At 63.0% G+C, this 14,807-nt stretch carries 15 protein-coding genes and 1 tRNA gene; 14 read left to right on the plus strand and 2 right to left on the minus strand.

The features are described from left to right. The first annotated feature begins 7 nt into the window (after positions 1-7). From lptA to ACEN8U_RS12110, 8 genes are all read left to right on the plus strand, one after another. The gene (gene lptA / locus ACEN8U_RS12075) at positions 8-679 is read left to right on the plus strand and encodes a lipopolysaccharide transport periplasmic protein LptA (RefSeq protein ID WP_310104997.1); all 672 of its coding nucleotides are present in this window, start codon (positions 8-10) and stop codon (positions 677-679) included. Next, positions 676-1,461: an LPS export ABC transporter ATP-binding protein gene (gene lptB, locus ACEN8U_RS12080; RefSeq protein WP_013587049.1), complete on the plus strand. Its 786-nt coding sequence runs from the start codon at positions 676-678 to the stop codon at positions 1,459-1,461. The genes lptA and lptB overlap by 4 nt, the downstream gene beginning before the upstream one ends. Before the next feature lie 255 nt (positions 1,462-1,716). Beyond that, positions 1,717-3,234, plus strand: a complete 1,518-nt coding sequence (locus ACEN8U_RS12085) for an RNA polymerase factor sigma-54 (RefSeq protein WP_015001557.1) — start codon at positions 1,717-1,719, stop codon at positions 3,232-3,234. A 171-nt stretch (positions 3,235-3,405) separates the two neighbouring features. After that, positions 3,406-3,762, plus strand: a complete 357-nt coding sequence (gene hpf, locus ACEN8U_RS12090; RefSeq protein WP_006048027.1) for a ribosome hibernation-promoting factor, HPF/YfiA family — start codon at positions 3,406-3,408, stop codon at positions 3,760-3,762. A 261-nt stretch (positions 3,763-4,023) separates the two neighbouring features. Further along, on the plus strand, positions 4,024-4,539 hold the full coding sequence (gene ptsN, locus ACEN8U_RS12095) for a PTS IIA-like nitrogen regulatory protein PtsN (protein WP_013587047.1): 516 nt from the start codon (positions 4,024-4,026) through the stop codon (positions 4,537-4,539). 139 nt (positions 4,540-4,678) lie between these two features. Continuing rightward, positions 4,679-5,647 (plus strand): HPr(Ser) kinase/phosphatase, encoded by a 969-nt coding sequence (gene hprK, locus ACEN8U_RS12100; protein ID WP_006048029.1) that lies wholly within the window; start codon positions 4,679-4,681, stop codon positions 5,645-5,647. A gap of 103 nt (positions 5,648-5,750) precedes the next feature. Beyond that, complete coding sequence (gene rapZ, locus ACEN8U_RS12105) at positions 5,751-6,644, plus strand: RNase adapter RapZ (protein WP_310104990.1); 894 nt, start codon at positions 5,751-5,753, stop codon at positions 6,642-6,644. 39 nt (positions 6,645-6,683) lie between these two features. Further along, positions 6,684-7,319 (plus strand): LON peptidase substrate-binding domain-containing protein, encoded by a 636-nt coding sequence (locus ACEN8U_RS12110; protein ID WP_013587045.1) that lies wholly within the window; start codon positions 6,684-6,686, stop codon positions 7,317-7,319. Between the two features lie 30 nt (positions 7,320-7,349). Here the strand turns inward: ACEN8U_RS12110 and mutY are convergent, their stop codons facing one another. Together mutY and mutM are read right to left on the minus strand one after the other, a co-directional pair. Then, entirely contained in the window at positions 7,350-8,501 is a 1,152-nt protein-coding gene (mutY, locus tag ACEN8U_RS12115; RefSeq protein ID WP_310104987.1) for an A/G-specific adenine glycosylase, read from the minus strand. A gap of 7 nt (positions 8,502-8,508) precedes the next feature. Then, positions 8,509-9,339 carry a bifunctional DNA-formamidopyrimidine glycosylase/DNA-(apurinic or apyrimidinic site) lyase gene (gene mutM, locus ACEN8U_RS12120; RefSeq protein WP_013587043.1) on the minus strand — a complete coding sequence of 277 codons (831 nt, stop codon included), beginning with the start codon at positions 9,337-9,339 and terminating at the stop codon, positions 8,509-8,511. Between the two features lie 87 nt (positions 9,340-9,426). On the opposite strand from mutM, the gene ACEN8U_RS12125 reads away from it, so the two are divergent. From ACEN8U_RS12125 to ACEN8U_RS12150, 6 genes are all read left to right on the plus strand, one after another. Next, positions 9,427-11,268, plus strand: a complete 1,842-nt coding sequence (locus ACEN8U_RS12125; protein ID WP_013587042.1) for a tetratricopeptide repeat protein — start codon at positions 9,427-9,429, stop codon at positions 11,266-11,268. After that, positions 11,268-11,900, plus strand: coding sequence for a lipoprotein insertase outer membrane protein LolB (gene lolB / locus ACEN8U_RS12130; protein ID WP_015001550.1), 633 nt, complete (start codon positions 11,268-11,270; stop codon positions 11,898-11,900). Before ACEN8U_RS12125 ends, lolB begins: the two co-directional genes overlap by 1 nt. Positions 11,901-11,964: 64 nt before the next feature. Beyond that, complete coding sequence (gene ispE, locus ACEN8U_RS12135; RefSeq protein WP_015001549.1) at positions 11,965-12,846, plus strand: 4-(cytidine 5'-diphospho)-2-C-methyl-D-erythritol kinase; 882 nt, start codon at positions 11,965-11,967, stop codon at positions 12,844-12,846. Positions 12,847-12,898: 52 nt separating this feature from the next. Beyond that, positions 12,899-12,975, plus strand: a tRNA-Gln gene (locus ACEN8U_RS12140). A 46-nt stretch (positions 12,976-13,021) separates the two neighbouring features. After that, a complete protein-coding gene (locus tag ACEN8U_RS12145; RefSeq protein ID WP_006048037.1) occupies positions 13,022-13,978 on the plus strand; it encodes a ribose-phosphate pyrophosphokinase in 957 nt (318 codons plus the stop codon). 163 nt (positions 13,979-14,141) lie between these two features. After that, positions 14,142-14,759, plus strand: coding sequence for a 50S ribosomal protein L25/general stress protein Ctc (locus ACEN8U_RS12150; protein WP_013587039.1), 618 nt, complete (start codon positions 14,142-14,144; stop codon positions 14,757-14,759). The last annotated feature ends 48 nt before the right edge of the window (positions 14,760-14,807 follow it).

The following is a 14,807-nucleotide window of genomic DNA, read 5'->3' on the forward strand; positions in this document are numbered from 1 at the left end:
TGACTGCATGAACGAATCGTTCCCCCGTTTTGATACCGGCCGCGCGCGCACCCTGTCCGCGTGCCGCGCCGGACTCGCTGCGCTGCTGGTCGCGTTGCCGCTCGCCGGCTTCGCGCCGCTCGCGCACGCGGACCGCGCCGACAAGGACAAGCCGCTTAACATCGAAGCGGACAACATGACTTACGACGACCTGAAGCAGGTCAACATCTTCACCGGCCATGTGGTCGCCACCAAGGGCACGATCGTGATCAAGGCCGACCGTGTCGAAGTGACGCAGGATCCGCAGGGCTATCAGTACGCAACCGGCACGTCGAGCGGCGGCAACCTGTCGTATTTCCGCCAGAAGCGCGAGGGCCTCGACGAATATATCGAAGGCACGGCCGTTCGCATCGACTACGACGGCAAGCAGGATCTGACCACGCTCACCACGAATGCGACGGTCAGGCGCCTGCAAGGCCTCTCGACGGTGATGGATCAGGTGCACGGCAGCGTCATCACGTATGACGGCCAGAAGGATTTCTATACCGCGAAGGCGGGCAAAGACGTTGCCGGTCCAGGCAACCCGAGCGGCCGCGTGCGCGCCATGCTGTCGCCGCGCAACGGCGGCGCGGCGCCGCTGAACGGCGCGTCGGCCACGCTCGCGCCGTCCACCACGATTCAGGGAGCGCCGAACCAGTGAGCACTTCCGCGTCCCTTCCCAATCGCAAGCCGGCCGGCACCAGTAGTTCGCTGGTCGTACGGAATCTGAAAAAGCGTTACGGTTCGCGCACGGTCGTCAAAGACGTTTCTCTCGATGTGAAAAGCGGCGAGGTGGTCGGCCTGCTGGGCCCGAACGGCGCGGGCAAGACCACGTCGTTCTACATGATCGTCGGCCTCGTGCCGCTCGATGCGGGCGAAATCGACCTGGACGGCAAGTCCATCAGCCTTTTGCCCATCCACAAGCGGGCGTCGCTCGGGCTGTCGTATCTGCCGCAGGAAGCGTCCGTGTTCCGCAAGCTTTCCGTCGAGGAAAACATTCGCGCCGTGCTCGAACTGCAGCACGAGGAAAACGGCAAGCGCCTGTCGAAAGACGCGATCAAAAGCCGCACGGAAGCCCTGCTGGACGAGCTGCAAATCGCGCATTTGCGCGAGAATCCGGCGCTTTCGCTGTCGGGCGGCGAGCGCCGCCGGGTGGAAATCGCGCGGGCCCTCGCCACCAATCCGAGCTTCATTCTGCTCGACGAACCGTTCGCGGGCGTCGACCCGATTGCGGTGCTGGAAATCCAGAAGATCGTCAAATTTCTGAAGCAGCGCAATATTGGCGTGCTAATCACCGACCACAACGTGCGCGAGACGCTCGGCATCTGCGATCACGCGTACATCATCAGCGACGGCAGTGTGCTCGCAGCCGGCGCGCCGAGCGAAATTATCGAAAACGAAAGCGTGCGGCGCGTCTATCTCGGCGAGCATTTCCGCATGTAAGCGCAGGCGGCAGACGGCCGGGCGGCGGCCCGTTGCGAGCTGATTTGTGGCTCGCTTGCGGCCACTCGCCGCCCATCTTTGGCTCATTTCAGCCCGCTTCCAGCCTGCTTCCCGCGCCGTTTGCGGCCTTCGTTCCCATGCATTTCTGACCTGTCCGGCGCGCGCCCGGCGTCGCCGCGGGCGCGCCCATAGGTAATTGCGATTCGCAAGGTATCGCGGTCGTGGCAAACTCTCTACAATGAATCTGAACTTGCCATGAAAGCCAGCCTCCAACTCCGCCTATCGCAGCATCTTGCGTTGACCCCGCAACTGCAGCAGTCCATCCGGCTGCTTCAGCTGTCTACGCTCGAACTGCAGCAGGAAGTGGCCACCGCGATCTCGCAAAACCCGCTCCTCGAGAACGAAGACGACTGGATCGCGAGCCCGCTTCGCGTGGCGGCCGACGGCTCGCTGATCGCGCAGGCGCCCGGCTCCGCCACCCCGCCCGACCAGATGGGCGGCAACGGCTCGTCGTCGTCCACGAGCGGCAGCGAGCGCTCGGAGAACGGCGAGCCGCAAGGCGTGGACGAGTACAACGGCCTCTCTGGCGACGGCAACGGCGACGCGTCCCAATGGAATCTCGACGACTACGGCCGCTCCGGCAACGCCTCGGACGACGACGACCTGCCGCCGCTGCAAATTCACGAATCGAGTACTTCGCTGCGCGATCACCTGATGGCGCAATTGCGCGTCACGCAGGCCGGTCAGCGCGACCGGGCGCTCGTCACTTTTCTGATCGAATCGCTCGACGACGACGGCTATCTCGCCGCCACCCTCGAAGAAGTGCTCGCGGACCTGCCCGAAGAGCTGGAAGTCGACCTCGACGAACTGAATGCGGCGCTTGCGCTGCTGCACAGCTTCGACCCAGCGGGCGTCGGGGCGCGCTCCGCGTCCGAGTGCCTGAAGCTGCAATTATTGCGGCTCGAGCCGTCGCCTACGCGCGCGCTCGCGCTCGACATCGTTGCCCATTATCTGGAACTGCTCGCCGCGCGCGATTTCACGCGCCTGCGCAAGCATCTGAAAGCAAGCGACGACGACCTGCGCGACGCCCACGCGCTCATCCGCTCGCTGGAACCATTCCCGGGCGCGGCCTACGGCAAGGCCGAGGCGGATTACGTCGTGCCGGACATCATGGTGCGTAAAACCGCGCAGGGCTGGCAGGCCGAACTCAATCCCGAAGTGGTGCCGAAACTGCGCATCAACCACCTGTACGCCAATATTTTGCGCAACAACCGGGGCGATCCCGGCAGCGGTTCGTTGCGCCAGCAACTGCAGGAAGCGCGCTGGCTGATCAAAAATATCCAGCAGCGTTTCGAAACAATCCTGCGTGTCGCGCAGGCCATTGTCGAGCGTCAAAAGAGCTTTTTTGTGCACGGCGAAATTGCCATGCGCCCCTTGGTTTTGCGAGAAATTGCTGATACGCTGGGCCTACACGAGTCAACTGTCTCGCGTGTGACAACCGGTAAGTACATGCTCACCCCGTTCGGGACGCTCGAGTTCAAATACTTCTTCGGTTCGCATGTTTCGACGGACACGGGCGGCGCGGCGTCTTCAACGGCCATTCGCGCGCTCATCAAGCAACTGATAGGAGCGGAAAACGCAAAAACGCCTCTCTCAGACAGCCGCATAGCCGAACTGCTGGCGGAACAGGGCTTCGTGGTCGCACGGCGCACCGTGGCGAAGTATCGCGAAGCGCTCAGGATTCCGGCAGTCAACCTGCGCAAGTCTCTGTAGCCCGTTGCCTTCCGCGGCGGGCATTTACCGGCCGCTCCGCAAGTTGGCGGACAGGCCGGCCGATGCGACCTGCCAGTAGTCAGTCACCGGGGGGCGACTCAGGCAAGCCGACAGATCGACCGGACCTTCGTCATCGTGCGGACCAAGCGGCCACTAGCTTGGAGAAGCACTATGAATCTGCAGATCAGTGGACACCACCTCGAAGTTACGCCTGCGTTGCGCGAATACGTGATCTCCAAATTGGATAGGGTGCTAAGACATTTCGATCAGGTCATCGACGGCAGTGTGGTCCTCTCGGTCGACAACCACAAGGAAAAGGAAAAGCGGCAAAAGGTTGAAATCAACCTGCATCTGAAGGGCAAGGACATTTTTGTCGAGAGCTGCGACAGCGACCTATACGCTGCGATCGATCTGATGATCGACAAGCTCGACCGGCAAGTAATCCGCCACAAGGATCGCCTGCAAGGCCATCAGCACGAAGCGATCAAGTATCAACCGGCGCCACAACTCGACGTGCCGCCGCAGTAAGCGAATCCAGAAGAACTGCTTCCGTTCGCTTAACCGAAACCGCCCGCCACCGGGCGGTTTTTCGTTGCGGTTCTGATTTGATATCCGCGCCTCGGAAACCCGAAGAAACCACCTATTACGCATTGATGGCGCGCCGCACCATAGGCCGTCGCCCTGTTCTATAATGTTCCGGTTACCATCGGGGTCTAGCTCGCAACAAGGCGGTCTGCCGGAGTCCTGTGCTTTCGGACTCCCATGTACATCGCCGTGAGCATCAAACGAATGGAACGCCAATCAAACGCCCCAGCGAGGAGAACCCAGGCCACGTTTTCGCCTGTCAACATGAATCGTTTAGCCAAATTTCTTCCCCTCGAGAACGTCGTCGTCGGACTATCGGTCACCAGCAAAAAGCGCGTGTTCGAGCAAGCGGGCCTCATCTTCGAGAACCAGAACGGCATCGCCCGCAGCACGGTCACAGACAATCTGTTTGCGCGCGAGCGCCTCGGATCCACGGGGCTCGGCGAAGGCGTCGCGATTCCGCACGGCCGCATCAAAGGACTCAAGCAGCCGCTCGCCGCCTTTGTCCGCCTGGCCGAACCCATTCCCTTCGAATCGCCCGACGGTCAGCCGGTCTCGCTGCTCATCTTCCTGCTGGTGCCCGAACAGGCCACGCAGCAGCACCTCGAAATCCTTTCGGAAATCGCGCAACTGCTGTCCGATCGCGACGCACGGGAGCGCCTGCATACGGAACAAGACCGCGAATCATTGCATCGCCTGCTCACTCAGTGGCAACCTTGATGCAGCGGCGGTCATCCGCACGCCGCCAATCCGCACGCACAACCGTCCGCGTGTGGGTACAGCCAGGCTCGGCTCACGGCCCGCGTTAGCGCGGCCGGCGCCGTGCCCGGCAAGCGGCCAACACTGGAGTCACTGACTCATGGATACGTCCAGCATCAACGCCCAAAGCATTTTCGACGATAACGCCGCCACGCTGAAACTGAGCTGGCTGACAGGGCATGAAGGCTGGGAGCGCGGCTTTTCTTCGGAATCGGTCGCGAACGCCACGTCGAGCGCCGACCTCGTCGGTCACCTGAACCTGATCCACCCGAACCGGATCCAGGTGCTCGGCGACGCCGAAATCGACTACTACAAACGCCAGACCGACGAAGACCGCTCGCGCCACATGGCCGAGCTGATCGCACTGGAACCGCCGTTCCTCGTGGTGGCGGGCGGGGTTGCCGCGCCGCCCGAACTGGTACTGCGCTGCACGCGCTCGTCCACGCCGCTTTTCACCACGCCGATGTCCGCGGCCGCGGTGATCGACAGCCTGCGGCTTTACATGTCGCGCATTCTCGCGCCGCGCGCCACGCTGCACGGCGTCTTCATGGACATCCTCGGCATGGGCGTGCTGCTCACCGGCGACTCCGGCCTCGGCAAGAGCGAGCTTGGCCTCGAACTGATCAGCCGCGGCCACGGCCTTGTCGCCGACGACGCCGTGGACTTTGTGCGCCTCGGCCCGGACTTCGTCGAAGGGCGCTGCCCGCCGCTGCTGCAGAATCTGCTGGAAGTGCGCGGCCTCGGCCTGCTCGACATCAAGACGATTTTCGGTGAAACCGCCGTGCGGCGGAAAATGAAACTGAAGCTGATCGTGCAGCTGGTGCGCCGTCCTGACGGCGAGTTCCAGCGGCTGCCGCTGGAGAGCCAAACCGTCGACGTGCTGGGCCTGCCCATCAGCAAGGTCACCATCCAGGTGGCGGCCGGCCGAAACCTCGCGGTGCTCGTCGAAGCGGCCGTGCGCAACACGATCCTGCAATTGCGCGGCATCGACACCTTGCGCGATTTCATGGACCGTCAGCGTCTCGCCATGCAGGATCCGGATAGCCAGTTTCCCGGCAAACTGATCTGAGCCGGGGCTTCGCGCGGCGCTCGCAGCCTTCGCCCACGGGCGGCCGCGGATAACGCGCGCAAGGCTCAGATGCTATGATGAAACGGACCGATTTCACGATTCCATGCGCATAATCCTCATCACCGGCATATCCGGCTCCGGCAAGTCCGTCGCGCTCAACGCGCTGGAAGACGCGGGCTATTACTGCGTCGACAATCTGCCGCCGCGCTTTTTGCCCGAACTCGCGTCCTATCTTGCCGAAGACGGACACGACCGCCTCGCGGTCGCGATCGACGCCCGTTCGAGCGCATCGCTCGACGACATGCCGGCCATGATCCGCGACCTGTCGCGCGCGCATGACGTGCGGGTGCTGTTCCTCAACGCGAGTACGCAGTCGCTGATTCAGCGCTTTTCGGAGACGCGCCGCCGTCATCCGCTCTCGGGTTCCACCGCGCATGATGCGGATGTCGGGCTGCTCACCTCGCTCGCCGAGGCGATTGAACGGGAACGCGAACTTGTCGCGGGCCTCGCGGAGTTCGGCCATCAGATCGACACCAGCAATCTGCGCGCAAACGTGTTGCGCCAATGGGTCAAGCGCTTTATCGAACAGGAGCATGCCGGTCTCGTGTTGATGTTCGAGTCGTTCGGATTCAAACGCGGTGTGCCGCTCGACGCCGACTTCGTATTCGACGTGCGCACGCTGCCTAACCCGTACTACGATCATGAATTGCGCCCACTCACGGGCCTCGACAAACCGGTGATCGATTTCCTCGACGCCCTGCCGGTCGTGCATGAAATGATCGACGACATTCAGAAGTTTCTGGCCAAATGGCTCCCGCATTTCCGCGACGACAATCGTAGTTATCTGACAGTCGCAATTGGTTGCACGGGCGGCCAGCACCGCTCGGTGTTCATTGCCGAGACGCTCGCCGCGCGTCTTGCCAATGCAGCGAATGTGATCGTGCGGCACCGCGATGCACCGGTCGACGCCGGCGCATCATCGAAGTTAGTGGCTTAACCGGCCGCATCGCGCGGCCTCAACTCGAAGCGTTGCGCCATGTCCTCTACTTCTACTGTGCTCGCCGATGTGCCGCTGTTCCCGCTACACACGGTTCTGTTTCCCGACGGCATTCTGCCGCTCAAGATTTTCGAAGCGCGCTACCTGGACATGGCGCGCGACTGCCTGCGCGAAAAGACGCCGTTCGGCGTCTGCCTGCTCAAAAGCGGCGCGGAGGTCGCACGGGAAAACGAACCTTCGGTGCCCGAATCAATCGGCTGTCTCGCCGAAATCGACCAATGCGACGTCGAGACCTTCGGCATGCTGCTGATTCGCGCGCGCGGCACGCGCCGCTTCCGGCTGCTGTCGCACCGCGTGGAAAGCAGTGGCTTGCTGGTCGGCATGGCCGAGCCGCTCGGAGAAGATGAACCGCTCGAAGGCAATCAGCAGCTGGCCAAATTCGGCGCATGCGCGGAAGTGCTCGAGCGGATCATTGCGACCATTCGCGAGCGCGATCCGGACAGCCTGCCGTTTGCCGAGCCGTTCAGGCTCGAAGACCCGTCGTGGGTGTCGAACCGGCTCGCCGAAGTGCTGCCGATCGCGCTGCGCGCACGTCAGAAGCTGCTCGAAATGATGGACGCGGGCGCGCGCATCGAGGTGGTTCATCGCTACATGCAGCAACATCAGCTGCTGTAGGCTGCGCGCGACGCCCTCACGCGCGATTCGTCAGATCAGCGAACCTTGCAGGCTGTCCAGCAATTTGCGCACGGGCGCCGGCACACCGAACGAATCGAGATCGCTGAGCGCAACCCACGCGGTGTCAGCATCGCCAAGCGCGGCGAGCGCGCCGACACCGCGATCCAGTTCCGCGAGCCGCGGCTCGATATCGAGCTTGAAATGCGTGAATACATGCGTGAGCGGCGCGAGCGGCGAAAGCTGAGGAACGCCGCCGCCATCGCCGCCGAACTCGCGCGCGCGGGCCGCGAGCGAGGCTTCGTCGGCGGCTTCAGGCAGGCTCCACAGGCCGCCCCAGATTCCCGACGGCGGACGCTTCTCCAGCATCACCGCATTGCCGTCGCGCAGCACGAGCATCCACGTGCGGCGCGTCGGCACGGCTTTCTTCGGGCGCGCGGCCGGCAGTTCGCGCTGACGCCCCGTCACGTTGGCGACGCAGTCGGCGGCAAACGGGCAACGCAGGCAGTCCGGCTTGCCGCGCACGCACAAGGTGGCGCCGAGATCCATCAGGCCTTGCGTGTATGCGCCGACGTCGTCGTCCGATGCGTTGGACGGCAGCAGCGATTCCGCCAGCGTCCACATGGCATTCTCGACCTTCTTCTCGCCGGGAAAACCTTCCACGCCGAACACCCGGGCGAGCACGCGCTTCACGTTGCCGTCGAGAATGGTCGCGCGCGCGCCGAATGCAAACGACGCGATCGCGGCTGCGGTCGACCGGCCGATGCCGGGCAATTCCGCGAGCTCCGCGACCGATGCCGGAAACGCGCCGCCATGCTGTTCGACCACGGCTTGCGCGCAGCGGTGCAGGTTGCGCGCGCGCGTGTAGTAGCCGAGACCGGCCCATAGCGCCATGACGTCGTCGACAGGCGCAACGGCCAGCGTGGCAACATCCGGAAAACGCGCGAGAAATTTCGCGTAGTACGGAATGACCGTCGACACCTGCGTCTGCTGCAACATGATTTCTGACAGCCAGATCCGATACGGATCGCGCGTGTTCTGCCAAGGCAGATCATGACGGCCATGCTTGCGCTGCCAGGCGATCAGCCGCACGGAGAAGTCGGACGTTAGCGAAGACGTGGACGAATCGGCCGCGGCGGCGGTCGGCAAAGGCTGGGCAGAGCGCGGACTTAAGCGGGAAGGCATGCGAAATTTAGCGCTGACAGGTAGGACAAAAGTAAGTGGAGCGCTGACCTTGCACGATCTGTCTGACCGGCGTGCCGCACACACGGCAGGGCTGCCCCGCGCGATCATAGACGAAATAGTCCAGCTGGAAATAGCCGCTTTCGCCATTGCTGCCGACAAAATCGCGCAGCGTGCTGCCGCCCTTTTCGATCGCCGCGGCAAGCGTCACGCGCACGGCGTCGGCCAGCAGCCCATAACGCACGAGCGACACACGGCCCGCTGCGGTGGTCGGCCGGATGCCGGCGCGAAACAGGCTTTCCGACGCATAGATATTTCCCACGCCGACCACGATTTCTCCCGCAAGCAGCGCCTGTTTCACCGACACCTTGCGCCCACGCGTGAGCCGATGCATGAGCGCACCCGAAAATGCCGGCGAGAACGGCTCGACGCCGAGACCCGCGAGCAGCGGATGCGCGAGCACATCGCCGGCTTCACGCGGATGCCAGAGCACCGCGCCAAAGCGCCGCGGGTCGCGAAAGCGCAAAATGAAGTCGTCGAAAATCCAGTCGACATGGTCGTGCTTCGCCGCGGCCGGCGGATGCGGCACATGACGCAGCACCCGCAGCGTCCCTGTCATGCCAAGATGCACGATGAACCAGCCCGCGTCCGTTTCGAACAGCAGATACTTGCCGCGCCGCTCCACATTGCGCACCACGCGACCGCGCAAGGTCTTCGCAAGGTCCGCCGGAATCGGCCAGCGCAGCGCGGGGGTGCGGACATCGACGCGCTCGACCTTGCGGCCGGACACATACGGTTCGATTCCCCGTCGGGTAACCTCAACTTCTGGCAACTCTGGCATGTCTAACTGGTGTGCAACTTGCGTGAGTGGTTGTGCGCGTATTGTAGCGAGCGCGTTACAATCGTCCGAAACATTGAACGGATTTCCATGAACTTGTCCTTCGTGAAGCTGTTTTTGAAGCGCCCGACGAGCGCGTTCCGTGTACCGCGCGCAGTGTCCGTCCGGCGCTCGCTGGGTGTGGCCGCGCTGGCGCTGTGGGCGCTCGCCGCGGTGCCCGCGCACGCGCAGGACCCGGCGCCGGACGCGGACGACACCTCGGTCACGCTGAGCGATCCGCTCGGCCCGCCGTCGGCGGAAGAACAGAAGGCGCTGCCCAACGTACAACTGACGAGCCAGATCGTATTCCAGGTGCTCGCCGCCGAAGTCGCGCTGCAACGCAACCAGCCGGCGCCTGCTTATCAGACGTATCTTGCGCTCGCGCGCGACACGCACGATCCGCGCATGGCGCAGCGGGCCACGGAAATCGCGCTGGCCGCGCAAAGCCCGTCGGACGCCCTGGCCGCCGCGCAATTGTGGCAGCAGTATGCGCCGAGCTCGGAGCGCGCCGCCCAGCTGGACGCGTCGCTGCTCGTGCTCTCCGGCAAGCCGGATGACGCCGAGCCGCTGCTTGCGCGCGAACTCGCGAAGGTACCCGCGGACAACCGCGGCAACGCGATTCTCGCGCTGCAGTTGCTGCTTTCGCGCGGACCGAACCGGATCGGCGGCCTGCACGTATTGCAGGACATGCTGAAGAACGACATGAACCGGCCGGAAGCACAACTGGCAGTCGCGCGTCAGCAACTGGTCGCGGACGACGCGCCGGGTGCGCGCAAGTCGCTCGAACAGGCGCTCGCGCTCAAGCCCGATTATTTGCCGGCGGCGCTCATGCTGTCGCAAATGGGCCCGGAGGAGCGCAAGGAAGGCATAGCGTCGCTCGAAAAATACGTCCAGCAGAATCCGAAATCGCATGATGCGCGCCTCGCGCTCGCGCAAATGTATCTGGCGAGCGACCGTCTGGACGACGCGCAAAAGCAGTTCGAGATCATGCACAAGGCGAACGCGAACGACCTGACGCCGCTCATGGCGCTCGCGCTCATCAAGATCCAGCAGAAGAACTTCAACGACGCGCAAACGTACCTCACCCAGTACGCGCAGCAGGCCGAGAAAACGCCGGGCGCGGACCCGGGCCAGGCGTACATCTACCTTGCGCAGTTGTCGCTGGAACAGAAGAACGATGCGGCCGCTGCCGACTGGCTCGACAAAATCTCGCCGGCGAGCCAGCAGTACCTGTCGGCGCAGATTACGCGCGCACAGTTGCTCGCCAAGCAGGGCAAGCCTGACGACGCGCGGCGCCAGCTCGCCAACCTGCACCCGGCCGATCCGCGCGATCAGGCGCTGGTGGCGCGCACCGACGCGGCGATCCTGTTCGACGCGAAGCGCTATCCGGAAGCCGAATCGCGCCTGCAACAAGCCACAGCGGCGTTTCCTGACGACCCCGATCTGACGTACGACTACGCGATGGCCGCCGAAAAGAACGGCCACTTCGACACCATGGAAGCGCAATTGCGCAAGCTGATCCAGACGCAGCCGGACAATCCGCAGGCGTATAACGCGCTCGGCTATTCGCTGGCTGATCGCAATCAGCGTCTCGCGGAAGCCGACAAGCTGGTCGAGAAGGCGTCGTCGCTCGCGCCGAACGACGCGTTCATCATGGACAGCGTCGGCTGGGTCAAGTACCGCATGGGCGACACGACAGACGCGATCAGGCTGCTGCGCAAGGCCTACACCCTTCAGCCGAACGCCGAAATCGGCGCGCATCTCGGCGAAGTGCTGTGGAAATCCGGCGACCAGGACCAGGCGCGCGCCGCGTTCCGCGAGGCGCGCAAGCTCGAACCGGACAACGAAACGCTCGTCAAAACGCTGCAACGTCTTCAGGTGAACGATCTTTAATGCATCTTTTCAGTCTTGATACTTCCTTTCCGGCGCCGCGCCGTGCGGCGCTCGGGCTCGCGGCGGCAGCCGTCGTCGCACTGGCCGGCTGCGCGTCGGTGAAACCGCAAGGGCCGTCCACGTCGAATGCCGCAACCGCGGTGACCGCGCAAACCAGCCGGGCTTACCAGGGTCGTTTCGCCGTCCAGTACAACGACCAGAACGGCCAGCAGCGCAATGCCTACGGTAATTTCTCGTGGCAGGAAACGGGCGACACGGTCACTTTGCAGTTGCGCAATCCGCTCGGCCAGACGCTCGCCATCGTGACGTCGTCGCCGGCTTCGGCCACGCTCGAGTTGCCGAACCGTCAGCCGCTCACGGCGGACAACGTCTCCACGTTGATGCAGAACGCTCTGGGCTTCGCACTTCCGGTCGAAGGCTTGCGTTACTGGCTGCAGCCGTCGCCCGCGCCCACCTCGCGCGCGAAAACGGAGAAGGACCCGGAGCAGCCGTCGCGTCTTAAGGAAATCACCCAGGACGGCTGGACGATCGACTATCTCGCCTACGCCGACGCGCCCGCCACCGGCGTGAAGCGCGTCAATCTGTCGCGTTCGGAGCCGCCGCTCGACATCAAGCTCGTGCTGGACCAGTAATCGCGCGCCTTCGCGCGCACTTGCCGCTTATTCGGCGCCTGTTTGGCGCAAGTAGCCTCGACTCATGATCGAAACCACCCACTCGCTGCGCGATTGCCTCGCGCCAGCGAAACTCAACCTCTTCCTGCACATCACCGGGCGCCGGCCGGACGGTTATCACACGCTGCAAACGGTCTTCCAGTTGCTCGACTGGGGCGACACGCTCCATTTCACGCGGCGCGACGACGGCCTTGTCACGCGCAGCACCGACATCGCCGACGTGCCGCCGGAGCACGATCTGACCGTGCGCGCGGCAAATCTGCTCAAAGCGCATACGGGCTCGCCGCAAGGCGTCGATATCGAAATCGACAAGCGCCTGCCGATGGGTGCGGGTCTCGGCGGCGGCAGTTCCGACGCGGCGACCACGCTGCTCGCGCTGAACCGCCTGTGGAACCTCAATTTGCCGCGCCAGGAACTGCAGGATTTGGCATTAAAGCTCGGCGCCGACGTGCCGTTCTTCGTTTTTGGAAAAAATGCGTTCGCGCAGGGTGTCGGAGAAGCATTAGACGTTGTACAATTGCCGCCGCGTCATTTCCTGGTAGTGACGCCAAGGGTTCATGTTCCGACTGCAGCGATTTTTTCCGAAAAAGCGTTGACAAGAGATTCAAAAGCCCTCACAATTACGGACTTTCCTGCAGAACTTAGCTGCAACACTGAATGGCCAGAAAGCTTCGGCCGTAATGACATGCAGCAGGTTGTCGTAGGGAAGTACGCGGAAGTAGCGCAAGTGCTGCGATGGTTTGAAAATATCGCGCCAGCGCGGATGTCTGGATCCGGTGCAAGTGTCTTTGCAGCGTTCCGTAGCAAAGCTGAGGCAGAAGCAGCTCAAGCCAAACTGCCGGGCGAATGGAACAGCGCAGTGGCCGCGAGTCTAGAGCAGCATCCACTCTTTGCTTTCGCGTCATAGGTTTTGCATCGTCGAACGAAACTCCACGTTCGGCGGAGCTCAAAGTTAGTGTAGGGGAGTCGCCAAGCTGGTTAAGGCACCGGATTTTGATTCCGGCATGCAAAGGTTCGAATCCTTTCTCCCCTGCCAAAAATTCTCGCATTTCCCCTCGCCCCCAGCCTGAAGCAGGTGCACGATGAGCAGCCATGACGGCCTGATGGTTTTTACTGGCAACGCAAATCCCGCGCTTGCACAGGAAGTCGTCAAAATCCTCGGTATTCCCCTCGGCAAAGCAATGGTTAGCCGTTTCTCGGACGGTGAAATCCAGGTCGAGATCCAGGAAAACGTGCGCGGCAAAGACGTGTTCGTGCTGCAGTCCACGTGCGCACCGGCGAACGACAATCTGATGGAACTGATGATCATGGTCGACGCGCTCAAGCGCGCATCCGCCGGCCGGATCACCGCAGCCATCCCCTACTTCGGTTATGCACGCCAGGATCGCCGCCCCCGTTCGGCGCGCGTCGCCATCTCGGCGAAAATCGTGGCGAACATGCTGGAAATCGCCGGCGTCGAGCGGATTATCACCATGGATCTGCACGCCGACCAGATTCAAGGCTTCTTCGACATTCCGGTCGACAACATCTACGCTACGCCCGTGCTGCTCGGCGATCTGCGCAAGCAGAACTACGAGAATCTGCTGGTCGTGTCGCCGGACGTCGGCGGTGTGGTGCGTGCCCGGGCATTGGCGAAGCAGCTGAACTGCGACCTCGCGATCATCGACAAACGCCGCCCCAAGGCGAACGTTGCCGAAGTGATGAACATCATCGGTGAAGTCGAAGGCCGGACCTGCGTGATCATGGACGACATGGTCGACACGGCCGGCACGCTTTGCAAGGCAGCCCAGGTTTTGAAGGAACGTGGCGCGAAACAGGTTTTCGCTTACGCCACCCACCCGGTTCTGTCGGGCGGCGCGGGCGAGCGTATCGCCGCCTCCGCGCTCGACGAACTGGTCGTCACGGACACGATCCCGCTCGGCGAAGAAGCCCGCTCGTGCGCCAAGATCCGTTCGTTGACCAGCGCCGGCCTCCTGGCCGAAACGTTCTCGCGCATCCGTCGCGGCGATTCGGTCATGTCGCTGTTCGCGGAAAGCTAAGTATTTGCGAAGGCGCGGCGGCCGCTTCATGCGGCATGCCGCGCTTTTGCACAATCGGCATGAACGAACGAAGGTTCATGCCGCAGTTCTGGGGCCTCAGCCATAACGGCTTGCGGGCCCCGTTTTTACTGCCTGGTCGCGGGCAGTGCAATGGAGATTCAAAATGAAAGTTGTCGCTTTCGAGCGTTCTTTGCAAGGTACGGGTGCGAGCCGCCGCCTGCGTAACTCGGGCAAGACCCCGGGCATCGTATATGGCGCTGGTGCTGAAACGCAATTGGTCGAACTGGACCACAACGCGCTGTGGCACGCGCTGAAGAAAGAAGTTTTCCACTCGTCGATTCTCGATCTGGAAATCGGCGGCAAGTCGCAACAGGTTCTGCTGCGCGACGTGCAATACCACCCGTTCCGTCAGCTCGTGCTGCACGTGGACTTCCAGCGCGTCGACGCGAAGAAGAAGCTGCACACCAAGGTGCCGCTGCACTTCATGAACCAGGAAACCAACCCGGCAGTGAAGCTGTCGAGCGCGGTGATCTCGCACGTCGTCAACGAACTGGAAATCGAGTGCCTGCCGTCGGCACTGCCGGAATTCATCGAAGTCGACCTGGCCAAGATCGAAGCCGGTCAATCGGTTCACGCGAAGGACATCCCGCTGCCGGCAGGCGTGGCGCTGGTTGCTCACGTGGAAGCTGAAAACCCGGTCGTCGCTTCGGCAACGATCCCGGCTGGCGCCGTGTCGGAAAGCGACGCTGCTGCCGCTGAAGGCGAAACGCCGGCTGCTTGAGCGCCCATCGCGCACTGAGCAAGCAATCCTCTCGATCCGTTTCAATGA

It is taken from the genome of Paraburkholderia phenoliruptrix (assembly GCF_047325075.1).
Classification (GTDB): Bacteria; Pseudomonadota; Gammaproteobacteria; order Burkholderiales; family Burkholderiaceae; genus Paraburkholderia; species Paraburkholderia phenoliruptrix.

Coding starts and splice junctions, on each gene's coding strand:
- ACEN8U_RS12125 (WP_013587042.1), top strand. CDS start 9,427: ATGAACTTGTCCTTCGTGAAGCTGTTTTTGAAGCGCCCGACGAGCGCG.
- ptsN (WP_013587047.1), top strand. CDS start 4,024: ATGGAACGCCAATCAAACGCCCCAGCGAGGAGAACCCAGGCCACGTTT.
- ispE (WP_015001549.1), top strand. CDS start 11,965: ATGATCGAAACCACCCACTCGCTGCGCGATTGCCTCGCGCCAGCGAAA.
- ACEN8U_RS12110 (WP_013587045.1), top strand. CDS start 6,684: ATGTCCTCTACTTCTACTGTGCTCGCCGATGTGCCGCTGTTCCCGCTA.
- ACEN8U_RS12085 (WP_015001557.1), top strand. CDS start 1,717: ATGAAAGCCAGCCTCCAACTCCGCCTATCGCAGCATCTTGCGTTGACC.
- ACEN8U_RS12145 (WP_006048037.1), top strand. CDS start 13,022: ATGAGCAGCCATGACGGCCTGATGGTTTTTACTGGCAACGCAAATCCC.
- hpf (WP_006048027.1), top strand. CDS start 3,406: ATGAATCTGCAGATCAGTGGACACCACCTCGAAGTTACGCCTGCGTTG.
- mutM (WP_013587043.1), bottom strand. CDS start 9,339: ATGCCAGAGTTGCCAGAAGTTGAGGTTACCCGACGGGGAATCGAACCG.
- lptA (WP_310104997.1), top strand. CDS start 8: ATGAACGAATCGTTCCCCCGTTTTGATACCGGCCGCGCGCGCACCCTG.
- mutY (WP_310104987.1), bottom strand. CDS start 8,501: ATGCCTTCCCGCTTAAGTCCGCGCTCTGCCCAGCCTTTGCCGACCGCC.
- lolB (WP_015001550.1), top strand. CDS start 11,268: ATGCATCTTTTCAGTCTTGATACTTCCTTTCCGGCGCCGCGCCGTGCG.
- hprK (WP_006048029.1), top strand. CDS start 4,679: ATGGATACGTCCAGCATCAACGCCCAAAGCATTTTCGACGATAACGCC.
- ACEN8U_RS12150 (WP_013587039.1), top strand. CDS start 14,142: ATGAAAGTTGTCGCTTTCGAGCGTTCTTTGCAAGGTACGGGTGCGAGC.
- rapZ (WP_310104990.1), top strand. CDS start 5,751: ATGCGCATAATCCTCATCACCGGCATATCCGGCTCCGGCAAGTCCGTC.